Annotated in this window: 10 protein-coding genes; 2 read left to right on the top strand and 8 right to left on the bottom strand. The window is 68.3% G+C overall.

What is annotated here, in order from left to right; genetic code table 11:
• Positions 1–11 precede the first annotated feature (11 nt).
• Positions 12–1,655 (top strand): ribosome biogenesis GTPase Der, encoded by a 1,644-nt coding sequence (gene der, locus ACSQ2H_RS11845; RefSeq protein ID WP_436061589.1) that lies wholly within the window; start codon positions 12–14, stop codon positions 1,653–1,655.
• Here der and ACSQ2H_RS11840 read toward each other — a convergent pair.
• From ACSQ2H_RS11840 to radA, 5 genes are read right to left on the bottom strand one after another with little or no spacing between them, the layout of a single operon-like run.
• The gene (locus ACSQ2H_RS11840; protein ID WP_436061588.1) at positions 1,603–2,352 is read right to left on the bottom strand and encodes an SDR family NAD(P)-dependent oxidoreductase; all 750 of its coding nucleotides are present in this window, start codon (positions 2,350–2,352) and stop codon (positions 1,603–1,605) included. The two genes, der and ACSQ2H_RS11840, sit on opposite strands and share 53 nt — an antisense overlap.
• Positions 2,345–3,367 carry a bile acid:sodium symporter family protein gene (locus ACSQ2H_RS11835; protein WP_436061587.1) on the bottom strand — a complete coding sequence of 341 codons (1,023 nt, stop codon included), beginning with the start codon at positions 3,365–3,367 and terminating at the stop codon, positions 2,345–2,347. Before ACSQ2H_RS11835 ends, ACSQ2H_RS11840 begins: the two co-directional genes overlap by 8 nt.
• A 53-nt stretch (positions 3,368–3,420) precedes the next feature.
• Positions 3,421–4,914 carry an amidophosphoribosyltransferase gene (gene purF, locus ACSQ2H_RS11830; protein ID WP_436061586.1) on the bottom strand — a complete coding sequence of 498 codons (1,494 nt, stop codon included), beginning with the start codon at positions 4,912–4,914 and terminating at the stop codon, positions 3,421–3,423.
• Positions 4,911–5,534, bottom strand: coding sequence for a CvpA family protein (locus tag ACSQ2H_RS11825; RefSeq protein ID WP_436061585.1), 624 nt, complete (start codon positions 5,532–5,534; stop codon positions 4,911–4,913). The genes purF and ACSQ2H_RS11825 overlap by 4 nt, the downstream gene beginning before the upstream one ends.
• 5 nt (positions 5,535–5,539) lie before the next feature.
• Positions 5,540–6,907 (bottom strand): DNA repair protein RadA, encoded by a 1,368-nt coding sequence (gene radA / locus ACSQ2H_RS11820; RefSeq protein ID WP_436061584.1) that lies wholly within the window; start codon positions 6,905–6,907, stop codon positions 5,540–5,542.
• A 147-nt stretch (positions 6,908–7,054) separates the two neighbouring features.
• Between radA and ACSQ2H_RS11815 the strand changes: the two genes are divergently transcribed.
• Positions 7,055–8,227: a Yip1 family protein gene (locus tag ACSQ2H_RS11815; RefSeq protein WP_436061583.1), complete on the top strand. Its 1,173-nt coding sequence runs from the start codon at positions 7,055–7,057 to the stop codon at positions 8,225–8,227.
• On the opposite strand, the gene alr is transcribed toward ACSQ2H_RS11815, so the two are convergent.
• From alr to ACSQ2H_RS11800, 3 genes are all read right to left on the bottom strand, one after another.
• The gene (gene alr, locus ACSQ2H_RS11810; RefSeq protein ID WP_436061582.1) at positions 8,224–9,315 is read right to left on the bottom strand and encodes an alanine racemase; all 1,092 of its coding nucleotides are present in this window, start codon (positions 9,313–9,315) and stop codon (positions 8,224–8,226) included. The two genes, ACSQ2H_RS11815 and alr, sit on opposite strands and share 4 nt — an antisense overlap.
• A 79-nt stretch (positions 9,316–9,394) precedes the next feature.
• Complete coding sequence (locus ACSQ2H_RS11805) at positions 9,395–10,885, bottom strand: replicative DNA helicase (protein WP_436061581.1); 1,491 nt, start codon at positions 10,883–10,885, stop codon at positions 9,395–9,397.
• A 151-nt stretch (positions 10,886–11,036) separates the two neighbouring features.
• Entirely contained in the window at positions 11,037–13,442 is a 2,406-nt protein-coding gene (locus tag ACSQ2H_RS11800) for a TonB-dependent receptor plug domain-containing protein (protein ID WP_436061580.1), read from the bottom strand.
• Positions 13,443–13,678 lie beyond the last annotated feature (236 nt).

Raw genomic sequence — 13,678 nt, 5'->3', positions numbered from 1 at the left:
ACCTGATCTAGATGCCTATGCGGCTCGCTATCGTCGGACGGCCCAATGTCGGCAAGTCGACATTGTTCAACCGGCTGGCGGGCAAGAAACTCGCCATCGTCGACGACCAACCCGGCGTCACCCGCGACCGGAAGTTCGCGCTTGGCCGGATCGGCGATATCGACCTGGAGCTGATCGACACCGCCGGCTTCGAGGACGTCACCGACGACAGCCTCGAATCGCGCATGCGCCAACAGACCGTGACCGCCATCGAGGAGGCGGACGTGGCGCTGTTCGTCATCGACGCCCGCGAGGGCGTGACGCCGATGGACGAAGTGTTCGCCGAGCTGCTGCGCAAGCACGACAAGCCGGTGATCCTGGCCGCCAACAAGGCCGAGAGCAAAGCGTCGGAAGTCGGCGTCAACGAGGCCTTCGGCCTGGGCCTCGGCGAGCCGGTCGCGATCTCGGCCGAGCATGGCGAAGGCATGGCCGATCTCTATCAGGCGCTGCTGGCGGTCTGGCCTGAGGTCGACGACGAGCACGAGGACGAGGACGGCGAGAAGCCGATCCGCATCGCCATCGTCGGCCGGCCGAACGCCGGCAAGTCGACCCTGGTCAACAAGATGATCGGCGAGGACCGGCTGCTGACCGGCCCCGAGGCCGGGATCACGCGCGACGCCATCCCGGTCGACTGGACGTGGGACGGCCGCCCGGTGCGGCTGGTCGACACAGCTGGCCTGCGCCGCAAGGCCAAGGTCCAGGAGAAGCTCGAGAAGCTGTCCACCGGCGACACCATCCGCGCGATCACCTTCGCCGAGGTGGTGATCCTGGTGATGGACGCCACGCACCCGTTCGAAATCCAGGACCTGCAGATCGCCGACCTGGTCGAGCGCGAGGGACGCGGCCTGGTCTTCTGCCTGACCAAGTGGGACCTGATCGAGGATCAAGGCGCGACCCTGAAGGAACTCACCGAGGAAGCCGGCCGGCTGCTGCCGCAGCTGCGCGGCTCGCCGGTCGTGGCGCTGTCGGCCGAGACCGGACGGCACTTGGACCGGCTGATGCCGGCGGTGTTCAAGGTGCACGGCGACTGGTCGACCAAGGTGAAGACCCGCGACCTGAACGATTGGCTGAAGATGGCGCTGGAGCGCCACCCGCCGCCCGCCGTCGGCGGCCGTCGCGTGAAGCCGAAGTACATGGCGCAGATCAAGGCCCGCCCGCCGACCTTCGTGCTGTTCGCCAGCCGGGCCGACCAGCTGCCGGACCACTACCGCCGCTATCTGATCAACTCGCTGCGCGAGAGCTTCGACATGCCTGGCGTGCCGATGCGGCTGACCGTCAAGTCGAACAAGAACCCCTATGCCGAGGGCGAGGAGAAGGGCGGGCCGGCCCCGAGGTCGTCCGTGCCGACGTTCGCGCCCAAGCTGGGCAAGAAGGTTGCGGCGCCCAAGGGCGTGGCTGCGGTGCGGGCCAAGGCGGCCGGCTCTGCTGCGGCGGCGACCGAGGTCGCCGACAAGCCGAAGCCAAAGGTGAAGCCGAAGACCAAGCAGGTCGCGCCCGGCAAGGCGAAGGTCGGCGCGGGCCCCACGCCGAAGGGCCGCGCCGCCAAGCTGAACCGCCCCGGCGTCAAGCCGAAGCGAGCGTCCCGGCCGACTTCCACGCGTCGAAGCAAACATTAGCCTTGGGCAGGCCCAGCTGGGCCTGCGCCAATTCCACGATCAGCGGGCCGATCTCCGACGGGTGCGGCAGGTCCATCGGATCTTCGCCGGGCATGGCCTCGGCGCGCATCTTGGTGCGCATGGCGCCCGGATCGATCAGCGCCGCACGGACGGTCGTGTTCTCCAGTTCGTCGGCCCAGGTGCGCACCAGGTGCTCGACAGCGGCCTTGGTCGCACCGTAAGCGCCCCAGAACGCCTTCGGGCGCTCGACGCGGCCGGAGGTGAAGAACAGGCCGCGGCCGGCGTCCGATTCACGCAGCAGCCGCTCGGTCGAACGGATCAGGCGATAGGTCGCCGTCAGGTTGGCGCTGACGACCCGGTCCCAGATCGGCGGGTCGATGTGCGAGACCGGCGTCAGGCCCCCGAGGATCGCCGCGGCGTGCACCAGGATGTCCAAGCGCTGGAAGCGCTGGTGGATCGCCAGGCCCAGGCCGTCGATGTCGTCGCCCTTCAGCAGGTCCAGCGGCACCAGGGTGGCCGGCTTGCCGGTAGCCTCCTTGATCTCGTCGTCCAGTGATTCCAGCGCGCCTTGGTTGCGCCCCACCGCGATGACGTGAGCGCCGGCCTTGGCGAGCGCCAGGGCGCATTCGCGGCCGATGCCGCGGGTCGCGCCGGTGACCAGGGCGATGCGGCCGTCGAGGGGAAGGGACTCAGTCATGACTTGGCTCTTGAAGCGGACGTTGGGCGTAGCGCTGCGCCAGCACAGCGCAGAGCATGAGTTGGAACTGGTGGTACAGCATCACCGGCAGAAGCACGAACCCTACCGTCGCGGCCGGAAACAGCACGCCGGCCATCGGCACGCCGGCCGCCAAGCTCTTGTTGCAGCCGGCGAAGGCGATGGCGATCTCGTCTTCCTTCGGAAAGCCGCGGACGCGCGCGACCCAGATCATGAAGCCCAGCGAGATCGCCAGCAGCACGAGGCAGACGAGAATGATGCGGACGAGGTCGAAGGCCGAGACCTTCGACCAGATGCCGGCGACCACCGCCCCTGAGAAGGCGTTGTAGACGACCAGCAGGATCGAGAACTTGTCGACCAGGCCCAGCGGCTTGGCGTGGCGCGAGATCCAGCCGCCGATCCAGCGGCGCAGCAGCTGGCCGGCCAGGAACGGGGCCAGCAGCTGCAGCAGGATGGCCTCGAAGGACGAGAGCGAGAGGCCGCCGCCTTCGGCGCCCAGCAACAGCCCGACCAGCAGCGGGGTGATGAACATGCCCAGCAGGTTGGAGACCGAGGCCCCACAGACCGCGGCGGCGACATTGCCCTTGCCGATGGCGGTGAAGCCGATCGCCGACTGGATCGTCGAGGGCAGGCAGGCCAGATAGATCAGGCCGGGGGCGAGGGCGGCTGGCACGATCCAGCCCGGCAGGGCCGAAGCGCCGAGGCCGAGCAGCGGCCAGAGGACGAAGGTGGTCGCCAGCACCAGGCCGTGCAGCCGCCAGTGCAGCAGGCCCTTGATCACCGCCTCCTGGCTGAGCTTGGCGCCGTGCAGGAAGAAGACCAGCGCGATGCCGGCCTTGGTGAGGTCCGAGACGACGGGCGCGGCCGCGCCGCGCGCCGGCAGGAAGGAGGCGAGCACCACCATCCCGACGATCGCGGCGATGTACCAATCCAGGCCGAGGGACTTCAGCCGGCCCTGGAGGCTGGTGCGCGCAACGGCGGCCTTGGCGTCAGTCACGCCTCAACTCTTCGCGTAGGAGCCTTTCCCGGAGGAAAGGCTGCAGTCGCGGCTCACGCGTCGACCAGGAACGAGAGCTGACGGTCGGCGCCGTCGTTGCGTCCCTCGGCGATCTCGCGATCCAGCAGGCGGGTCGGATAGTCGCCGGTGAAGTAGTGGTCGGTGAACTGCGGGTTGGCGGGGTCGCGCGGGGCGGCCTGCATGGCCTCGTAGAGGCCCTCGACCGACAGGTAGCCCATCGAGTCGACGTCGAGGATCTTGGCGATCTCCTCGACCGACTTGTTGGCCGCCAGCAGGTGCTCACGGTCGGGCATGTCGATGCCGTAGTAGTCGGGCCACTTGATCGGCGGCGAGGCCGAACGCAGGTGGACCTCGGCGGCGCCGGCCTCGCGGACCATGCGCACGACGCGGACCGAGTTGGTGCCGCGGACGATCGAGTCGTCGATCAGCATCACCCGCTTGCCGGCCAGGACGTTGCGGTTCGGCGAGAGCTTCATGCGCACGCCCAGTTCACGGGCGCCCTGGGTCGGCTGGATGAAGGTCCGGCCGACATAGTGGTTGCGGATGATGCCCATCTCGAAGGGCACGCCGGTTTCCTGCGAGTAGCCGAGCGCGGCCGGCACGCCGGAGTCCGGCACCGGCACGACGACGTCGACCGGCACGTGGCTTTCCTGGGCGAGGCGGCGGCCCATGCGCTTGCGCACGTCGTAGACCGAGCGGCCGTTCACGACCGAATCCGGACGGGCGAAGTAGACGTATTCGAAGATGCAGGGACGCGCGCGGGCCGCCGGGAACGGCTTCATGCTGCGGATGCCCTTGTGGTCGATGACCACCATCTCGCCGTGTTCGACGTCGCGGACGAACTTGGCGCCGATCATGTCGAGGGCGCAGGTCTCGGACGCCAGGACCGGCTTGCCGTCGAGGTCGCCGAGCACCAGCGGGCGGATGCCCAGCGGGTCGCGGACGCCGATCAGCTTCTTGTTGGTCAGGGCGACGAGGGCGTAGCCGCCTTCGATCTTGGAGAGCGCGTCGACGAAGCGTTCGACGAACTTGGCCTTCCGCGAACGGGCCAGGAGGTGAAGGATCACTTCCGAGTCCGAGGTCGACTGGAAGATCGCGCCCTCGGCGACCAGCTGCTCGCGCAGGGTCAGGAAGTTCGTGAGGTTGCCGTTGTGGGCGAGGGCGACGCCGCCGGCCTCGAGGTCGGCGAACATCGGCTGGACGTTGCGGATGAAGCTGCCGCCAGCCGTCGAGTAGCGCGTGTGGCCGATGGCCGAGTGGCCAGGCAGGCGCTCGACCAGGTCAGGTCCGGCGAACGCGTCGCCGACATGCCCCATGTGGCGCTCGGTATGGAAGCGCTGGCCGTCGAAGACCGCGATGCCGCAGGCCTCCTGGCCGCGGTGTTGGAGGGCGTGCAGACCCAGCGCGGTGACGGCCGCCGCAGCGGCGGTGTCGTAGACGCCGAAGACCCCGCACTCGAGTCGCGGGGTATCGTCGTCAGGATCGCGAAAGGTCGGCTGGCGCCATCGATCTTGATCCTGAGTCATCGGGATTTCTCCACCAGATCGTCGAGCCTGCGTCGTTCGCGCGGGTCATAGCCTTGGGCGTCCGCAGAGTCACCCCGGTCCGTCGCCGAACCTTCACGAACTGCGTCTCCAATCGAAGGCGCAAGTTTACCAGCCATGTCTAAGCCCTTGGGCGCGAAGGCCTTTAGCGCTTTGGCCGCCGCGCTGGTCAGAGGATAAAACGCCGCACCTGTCATCCATCCCGGAACCCGATCCGGCGGAGTCGCCGCCTGAAAGGCCAAAAGCATGGCTCCCAGGACCACGAGCGCGCGCACGAGGCCGAATCCGAGACCGATGGTGCGGTCCAGAACGCCCAGTACATGGGTGCTGTGCACGCTGCGCACCATGGCCCCGCCGGTGACGCGCAATGTCGCATAGACGACGACGAATGCGGCGAGCCCGGCGACTACCGCGCCGGCCCACGGCGGGTCCTCCAGCAGGCTGCGGCCGATCGGGGCGGTCCAGCGCAGGCCGAACACCGCGACCACGGCCGCCAGCACGAAGGAAAGCGCGCGCACCATCTCGCGGGTCGCGCCGCTGAAGAAGCCGACGGCGGCCGAGATCAGCAGGATCGCCAGGACGATGATGTCGAACCAGGGCAAGCCGGCTACTCCCACTGACATTCGCCGATGCGCCGGATGGCGTCGGCCAGCCGCGTCGCGCCGATGGCTTTCATGGCGCCGCCGCCGTCGAGCCCTTGCGGCCCGAGCACCCGATTGAAGCCGAGCTTGGCGGCTTCCTTCAGGCGGGAGTCCATGCGGCTGACCGAGCGGATGTCGCCCGACAGGCCGATCTCGCCGAACACCACGCAGTCCTGCGGCAGGGCCTCGTCGAGCGCCGAGGAGGCGAGGGCGGCGGCGGCGGCGAGGTCGGCGGCCGGTTCTGTGACCCGCAAGCCTCCGGCCACGTTCAGATAGACGTCGCGGTCGCCGAGCGAGAGCCCGCAACGAGCCTCCAGCACGGCCAGCACCATCGCTAGGCGTCCGGAATCCCAGCCGACGACCGCCCGTCGCGGCGTGCCGTAGGCCGAGGGCGCGACCAGGGCCTGGAACTCGACCAGCACCGGGCGCGAGCCCTCGATGCCGGCGAACACCGCAGCGCCCGCGGCGCGCTCGCCCGAGGTGTCGAGGAACAGGGCGGAGGGATTGCGCACTTCGCCGAGCCCGGCGTCGCCCATTTCGAACACGCCGATCTCGTCGGTGGCGCCGAAGCGGTTCTTGGTCCCGCGCAGGATCCGGAACGGATAGCCGCGCTCGCCCTCGAAGGTCAGGACGGCGTCGACCATGTGCTCGACCACGCGCGGACCGGCGATGGCGCCGTCCTTGGTGACGTGGCCGACCAGGATCATGGCCACGGACTGCTTCTTCGCCAGCCGCACGAGTTCGCCGGCAGCGGCGCGGACCTGGGTGACCGAACCGGGCGCGGCCTCGTGCGCGTCGCTCCACATGGTTTGGATGGAGTCGATGACGACGAGGTCGAACTTCTCGCGCTTGAGACTGTCGAGGATGTCGCGCAGCGAGGTTTCGGCGGCCAGGCGCACAGGCGCATCGGCCAGGCCCATGCGCTGAGCGCGCCCCCGAACCTGCTCGATCGCCTCCTCGCCGGAGATGTAGGCGCAGCGCACGCCGCGACGCGCGGCGTTGGCGGCGACCTGGAGCAGCAAGGTCGACTTGCCGACGCCGGGATCGCCGCCGAGCAGGATGGCCGAGCCCGGCACGACGCCGCCGCCGCAGACGCGGTCAAACTCGTCGACGCCGGTGGAGATGCGGGGCGGGGCGGGGACCTCGTCTTCCAGACCCTGGAAGTTGACGCCCCGCGCGCGGCTGGCCTTGCTGGGCGCGAGGGCCCCTGGCGGACGGCTCTGGACCTCCTCGATCAGGGTGTTCCAGGCGCTGCAGGCAGGGCACTGGCCGGCCCATTTGCTCTGCACCGCGCCGCAGGACTGGCAGACATAGACGGCGCCGTCGCGGGCCATGCGAACTCCATGATTCGTAATAAGTGCGCAGTCTAGCGAGGCTAGCGGATCAAGTCCGTCGCCCCGAAGTTGGCGTCCGTCGCACGGCGTGAGATAGATTCGCGTTACGCGAGTAGGGCGATGGGTTTTCAAGGGCTGGAGGCGTGAATGAGCGCAGTTGAACCGGGGACCGCGACGTCGGGTCTGGTCGAACGAGTTAAGTCGATCCTGTTGAAGCCGGGCGCGACCTGGGACGTGATCGACACCGAACCGGCGACGACCGGCGGTCTGTTCAGGAACTATGCGGCCATACTGGCGCTGATCCCGGCGATCTGCGGCCTGATCGGCGGAGCGGTGATCGGCGGCGCGTTCGGGATCAAGATCCCGATCCTGTTCGGAATCGTCGGCGCGGTGGCCGGCTATGTGCTGAACCTGGCCATGGTCTTCGTGATGGGCCTGATCATCGATGGCCTGGCCCCGTCGTTCGACGGCCAGAAGAACCGGGTCCAGGCGATGAAGGTCGCGGTCTATTCGAGCACGGCCGGATGGATCGCCGGCGTGTTCTCGCTGATCCCCATGCTGGGGCTGCTGGCGGTGCTGGGATCGCTGTACGGGCTTTATCTGCTCTATCTGGGTCTGCCCAAGCTGATGAAGGCGCCGCAGGAGAAGGCCTTCGGCTACACCGCCGTATCGGTCGTCGTGGCCATCGTGCTGTCGATCGTGATCAGCGCGGTTCTGGGTGCGATCAGCACGTTCGGCATGGTCGGTATGGGCGCGGCCGGCGCGCTGAGCTCCAACACCGTGCAGATCGGCGACAAGTCGGTGGACCTCGGCAAGCTTGAAGAGGCGTCCAAGCAGATGGAGGCCGCCGCCAAGCAGATCGAGAGCGGCGAGGCGCCGGAGGCCGTGCAACCCGACGTGCTGAAGGCCTATCTGCCTGAAGGGATCGCCGGTTACGCGCGCACCGAACTGACCACGGGGTCGGGCGGCGCGGCAGGCGTCGCCGGTTCGCAGGCCGAGGGCGTCTACACCAAGGGCGACGCCAAGATCCGGCTCAGCGTCACCGACCTGGGCGCGGCGGGCGCGCTGGCGGGCATGGCCAGCGCTTTCAACATGCAGTCGTCGAGCGAGAGCGACGGCAAGTACGAGAAGATCGGCAAGGTTGACGGCCGCATGACCCAGGAGTCGTACGACAAGACCAGCAAGCACGGGCAGTACAGCGTGCTGGTCGGCGACCGGTTCATGGTCGCCGCCGAGGGCGAAGGCGCGAGCATCGACGACCTGAAGTCGGCGGTGGCGGCGGTCGGTCCGGCGAAGCTGGAAGCCCTGTCGAAGGGCTAGACCGCGCCGAGGTAGACCCGGTCAGGGCGGCCGCCGAGGCGCACGAGGCATTCGTGCGCCACAGTGCCGGCGGCCGTCGCGATGTCGTCGATCAGCACGTTTGGACCGAGGAGCTCCACATAGTCGCCGATGGCGGCCGGGGACTGGCCAAGGTCGACGCCGATCAGGTCCATGGTCACGATCAGCACCTGGCGGCGGGCGCCGGCGTACCAGGCGTAGCCGCCGCGCTGGGAAGACCGAATGACGCCGTCGGCGTAGCCGGCTCCGACAACGGCCATGCGGATCGGGCGGTGGGCGACGACCCGCGAGCCGTAGCCGATGGTTTCGCCGGGCTGGACGTTGCGGATGTAGAGAATCTTCGCCTCGAGCTTGGCCACGGCCTGGAGCCGGGGATCGGGGTGTTCTTCCGGGCCGCCGCCATAGAGGCTGATGCCCGGGCGGATGATGTCCGCGCGGTAGTCCTCGCCCAGCATGATGCCGGCCGACGCGGCGAAACTGGCGCGGGCCTCCGGAAACAGCGGCCGCACCTGGTTGAAGCGCTCGAGCTGCAGGGCGTTGCGGGCGTCGGCGGGATCGGTCGCCGAGCCGAGGTGGCTCATCAGCACCTGGACGTCGAGGTGGCGCAGCCGGTCGGGCGAAGCCGAGAGAGCCCTGGCCTCTTCGAGCGTGACGCCCTGGCGGTTCATGCCGGTGTCGACCTGGAGCACCACGGGCAGCCGTCCGGCCGAGGCGGCGTAGGCGTTCGCAGCCTCGATCTGGGGCAGGCTCTCCAGCACAGGGGTCAGGTCGGATGCGGCCAGACGCGGCCCGTCGCCGGGCAAGAAGCCGTCCAGCACGTAGATCGCGGCCGGACGCTGGGGCCCGAGTTCAGCGCGCAGCGCCACGCCTTCCGACAACCGCGCGACGTAGAAGGCGCGCGCGCCCTCGGCCCACAGCCGGCGGCCGACCGGACCGGCGCCCAGGCCATAGCCGTCAGCCTTGATGACCGGAGCGGCGTCGGCGCCAGGGGCGGCGGCGCGCAGGACGGCGAAGTTGTGGGCGAGCGCGTCGAGATCGATGGTCAGGCGCGCGGGAGAGGAGGAAGACATCGCCTGTCCCATAGCCGAGGCCGGCAGGCGGCGCGAGGCCGGGCCTATTCCGATCGGTGAAGAGGGCTTGCCCGACGGCTTATTCGTCGGACGTGTAGAAGTGACTGTGCGCCAGGTTGCCGAACTTGGTGATGTCCGAGTCGAAGGACAGTTTCACCGTGCCGATGGGACCGTGACGCTGCTTGGCGATGATCACGTCGGCCGTGCCTTGGCAGCGGTCCATCTCCTCCTGCCAGGTCAGGTGTTCTGGGGTGCCTTCGCGGGGCTCGGCTCGGCCGAGATAGTAGCTCTCACGGTAGATGAACATGACCATGTCGGCGTCCTGTTCGATCGAGCCCGATTCCCGCAGGTCGGAGAGCTGGGGACGCTTGTCCTCTCGGTTTTCCACCTGACGCGAGAGCTGTGAGAGCGCGATGACCGGCACCGCCAATTCCTTGGCCAAGGCCTTCATCGACTGCGTGATCATCGAGACTTCCTGCACCCGGTTGTCGCTCTTGCCGTCGCCGCCGGTGACGAGCTGGAGGTAGTCGATGACGATCAGGTCGAGGCCATGGGTCCGCTTCAGGCGGCGGGCGCGGGCGGCGAGCTTGGCGATGGTGATGCCGCCGGTGGCGTCGATAAACAGCGGCGCGTCCTGGATCTCCAGGGCGGCGTCGCGGATGCGGCTGAACTCCATGGCGTCGATTTCGCCCTTGCGCAGCTTGTCGCCGGAAACCCCGGAGCTCTCGGCCAGCAGACGCATGGCCAACTGGTCGGCGGACATTTCGAGCGAGAAGAACGCGACGACGCCGCCGGCGACGGTCTTCTTCGTTCCGTCGGGCTGCGGCTCCCACGCGTAGTGGCGCGCGACGTCGAAGGCGATGTTACAGGCCAGCGAAGTCTTTCCCATCGACGGACGGGCGGCGAGGATCAGCAGGTCGGAGGGGTGCAGGCCGCCGATCTTGCGGTCAAGGTCGAGCAGGCCCGTCGAGATGCCGGCGAGGCCGCCGTCGCGGGCGTGCGCCTCGGCCGCGAGAGTCACGGCGCCGTGGACGGCTTCGGCGAACGGCACGAAGCCCTGATTGGTGCCGCCCGCCTCGGCCAGGGTGAACAGCTGGGCTTCGGCGGCCTCGATCTGGTCGCGGGCCGAACGGTCGGCGTCGCCTTGCTGGGCGGTGAGGGCGATTTCGCCGCCGATCCGGATCAGGTCGCGGCGCAGGGCCAGGTCGTAGATGGCACGTGAATAGTCCGGCGCGTTGGCGGCCGGGGGCGCGCGGTCGACGAGGTCGGCCAGGTAGCGGATGCCGCCCAGTTCCTCGAACGCCGGGTCGCGGTTGAACTGCTCGGCCAGCAGGATCGGCTCGGCCAGCTGGCCCTTGCGGACGGCGGTTTCGAGCGAGGTGAACAGCCGCTGGTGGAACGGTTCGTAGAAATGGCGGGCCTGCAGGAAGTCGCCGAGCCGCTCGAAGGCGGCGTTGTCGTACAGCAGGACGCCGAGCAGGGCCTGTTCGGCCTCGATGTTCGCCGGCGCATGCGGGATCGCGGCGTCGTTCTGGGCGGGGCGGAGATCGAGGGCTGGGACGATGGACATCGATTTACAGATACCTAACCCGGAGGGGGGCGGTCTGCGCCGATGTCAGGGGAACCCACAGGAGAAATGTCGCCCCTGTGGATAGCTCGAGCGACAACGGCGCAGGGCTGGATAGCCCTGCGCCGCGTCAGTTCCGGACGTAAGTCCTAGCCTACCACTTGTAGGCCAGGCGGCCGTAGACGAAGCGGCCGTTGAAGCCGAACGGCGAGAACGACGAGAACGGCGCCGCCGAGGTCGTGTTCTGGTTCGGGGTGATCTGACGCGGATAGACGTCGAAGACGTTGTCCGCGCCGACCGAGGCGGTCAGCCCGATCGGGAAGGTGTAGCGGGCTTCCAGGTCGACCAGGCCGCGCGTGCCGGTGTGGTTGTCGCCGCTGCCGTCCAGAGCCGCGCCCGGCGAAAGGACGTCGCCGTAGATCGTGGTGCGCACGGTCGCGCCCCAGGCCTCGCGGTTCCAGTCGCCCTGCAGAGCCAACTTGTGCTTCGGCGTGCCGTCCTCGAACCGCATGGTCGCCTGGCGGGCGAACAGCGACGTCGGGGTCGGCAGGATCGACGCCTTGGTCACCGGGGTCTTGGTGACATCGACGTCGTTGTAGTTGGCCGCGGCGGTCAGATCGAAGGTCCCGGCCTGTTCGTCGACGATTCGGTAGCGCGCCACCACGTCGACGCCGACGGTCTCGGTGTCGACGCCGTTGATGAAGAAGCGGGCCGCCGTCGCGCCGAGCGGCGAGAGCAGATCGTAGATCACGCGCGCGTTGGTCCCCGGCGCGGCGGTCGGGCTGCCGGTCAGGGTTTCCGACAGAACGATCCGGTCCTTCACGTCGATCTTGTAGCCGTCGACAGTCAGTTCAAACGCGCCGCGACGGAAGACGAAGCCGAGCGCGTAGTTGTCGGAGCTTTCGGCCTTCAGCGGCTCGGCGCCCAGGGCCCGGGCGACCGGGCTGGTGGCCGGGTAGGTGCCGGTCTCGTAGGGGACGTTGTCGATGTAGAGGATCGAGGTCGAGGTGAAGTACTGCTGCTGCAGCGCCGGCGCGCGGAAGCCGGTCGAGATCGCGCCGCGGATGGCGAACTCAGGCGTGAACTCGTAGCGGGCCGCGAGCTTGCCGGTCGTGGTGTCGCCGAAATCGGAATAGTCCTCGTAGCGGACCGCGGCCGACAGGGTCAGTTGCTCGGTGACCTTGCCTTCCAGGTCGACATAGACGCCGACGTTGTCGCGATCGACATCCACCTCGTTGGACGGGGTGAAGCCGGTGAAGCCGCGCGAGCCGAACGTCACGCCGGCGACGGGGCCGCGGGCGTAGGACGCCACTTCGCCCTGGTTGACCTTGTAGGTCTCCTTGCGGGCCTCGAGGCCGAAGGCGACGTTGAGCGGGCCAGCGAGGCCGACGTCGAATTCACGGCTGAAGTCCGCGCCGAAGACCAGCTGGTCATAGGTCAGGCCGCCGGCCTGGAACGAGGTCGGCGAGGTCGGGCCATAGGACGGGTTGATGGTGTTCTGGACGCCGAAGTCGATGTCGTTCTTGCCGTAGACGATGTTGAAGTCGGCGTTGAAGCCGCCGATCTGGCCGCGGACGCCCAGGCCGGCGCTGTTGTCCTCGGAGTCGGTCGTCAGATAGGGCAGGTAGCCGTTCGGATAGACCGACAGGATGTTCTGCTGGGTGTCGGTCGGCAGCCGGTAGGTCGCGGCGCTGGAGGCGTCGCGGTGTTGGTAGCCGTACCAGCCGTAGAGATCCCAGACGTCGTTCAGCGACTTGCCGGCGTTGGCGTAGAACGAGATGTCGTCGACGTCGGCGTCCCCGAACCGCGAGGTGATGCGGTTCGGAGTGACGCGCTTGTCGATGTCGCTGCGGTTGGTGTTCTCGCGCGAGCGGTACTCGGCCGAGAGCGTCAGGAAGCCGTCGCCGAGGAAGCTCAGGCCCTGCCAGCCGGACACCGTGGTGGTGGCGCCGTCGCTGATGTCGTCGTTGCGACCATAGTAGCCGTCGAACTTGGTGAGGTACGAGCCGTAGGTCACCGACAGGCCGCCGCCGCTGGCGGCTTCGCGCAGGCGCATGTTGATCACGCCGGCGATGGCGTCCGAGCCGTACTGGGCCGAGGCGCCGTCACGTAGCACCTCGATGCGGTCGATGGCGGTGGACGGGATGGCGTTGAGGTCGACGGCGGCCGAGCCGCGGCCGACTGAGCCGTTGGTGTTGACGAGCGCGGTGGCGTGGCGGCGGGTCCCGTTGACCAGCACCAGCGTCTGGTCCGGGCCCTGGCCGCGCAGGGTGGCCGGGCGGATGGCGTCCGTGCCGTCGGTGTTGGACGGGCGCGGGAAGGTGATGGACGGGACCGAGGTCGCGAGCGCGGTCGCCAACTCGGTCGTGCCGCGCTGCTGCAGCGCGTCGGCGCTGATCACATCCACGGGAGCGAGGGTCTCGAGCCGCGAGCGGCCTTCGGTTCGGGTGCCGGTTACAACCAGCTCTTCGACTTCGCCGGCGCCCGATTGGGCGTAAGCCACGCCAGAAAACAGACTCGCGGCGGAAGTCGCCGCAAGCAACAGTACGCGATACTTCATTGATATCCCCAGTTTATTTTTCCCGCCTTTTGGCGGTCGGATTATGGCCCTAGCGAAATGGTAGGAATTGCTGAGGGTTTCCGAAAGAACATAATTGCAACGCTTTCCGGAAAACTCTGGGTAGCAAGGGGACGCTCGGCGCCAGGCGCGTCCACGATTCACGTCCAAGCTTGGAGTCGACGACGTTCGATCCTGGCCCTACACATCAAGGATCGGTTGTTCCGGGGTGGCGATGC

It is taken from the genome of Phenylobacterium sp. LjRoot97 (assembly GCF_964254345.1).
Taxonomy (GTDB): Bacteria; Pseudomonadota; Alphaproteobacteria; order Caulobacterales; family Caulobacteraceae; genus Phenylobacterium.
This window is presented reverse-complemented; position numbering and strand designations above follow the sequence as displayed.

Coding starts and splice junctions, on each gene's coding strand:
- der (WP_436061589.1), top strand. CDS start 12: ATGCCTATGCGGCTCGCTATCGTCGGACGGCCCAATGTCGGCAAGTCG.
- ACSQ2H_RS11840 (WP_436061588.1), bottom strand. CDS start 2,352: ATGACTGAGTCCCTTCCCCTCGACGGCCGCATCGCCCTGGTCACCGGC.
- purF (WP_436061586.1), bottom strand. CDS start 4,914: ATGACTCAGGATCAAGATCGATGGCGCCAGCCGACCTTTCGCGATCCT.
- radA (WP_436061584.1), bottom strand. CDS start 6,907: ATGGCCCGCGACGGCGCCGTCTATGTCTGCCAGTCCTGCGGCGCGGTG.
- ACSQ2H_RS11815 (WP_436061583.1), top strand. CDS start 7,055: ATGAGCGCAGTTGAACCGGGGACCGCGACGTCGGGTCTGGTCGAACGA.
- alr (WP_436061582.1), bottom strand. CDS start 9,315: ATGTCTTCCTCCTCTCCCGCGCGCCTGACCATCGATCTCGACGCGCTC.
- ACSQ2H_RS11805 (WP_436061581.1), bottom strand. CDS start 10,885: ATGTCCATCGTCCCAGCCCTCGATCTCCGCCCCGCCCAGAACGACGCC.
- ACSQ2H_RS11800 (WP_436061580.1), bottom strand. CDS start 13,442: ATGAAGTATCGCGTACTGTTGCTTGCGGCGACTTCCGCCGCGAGTCTG.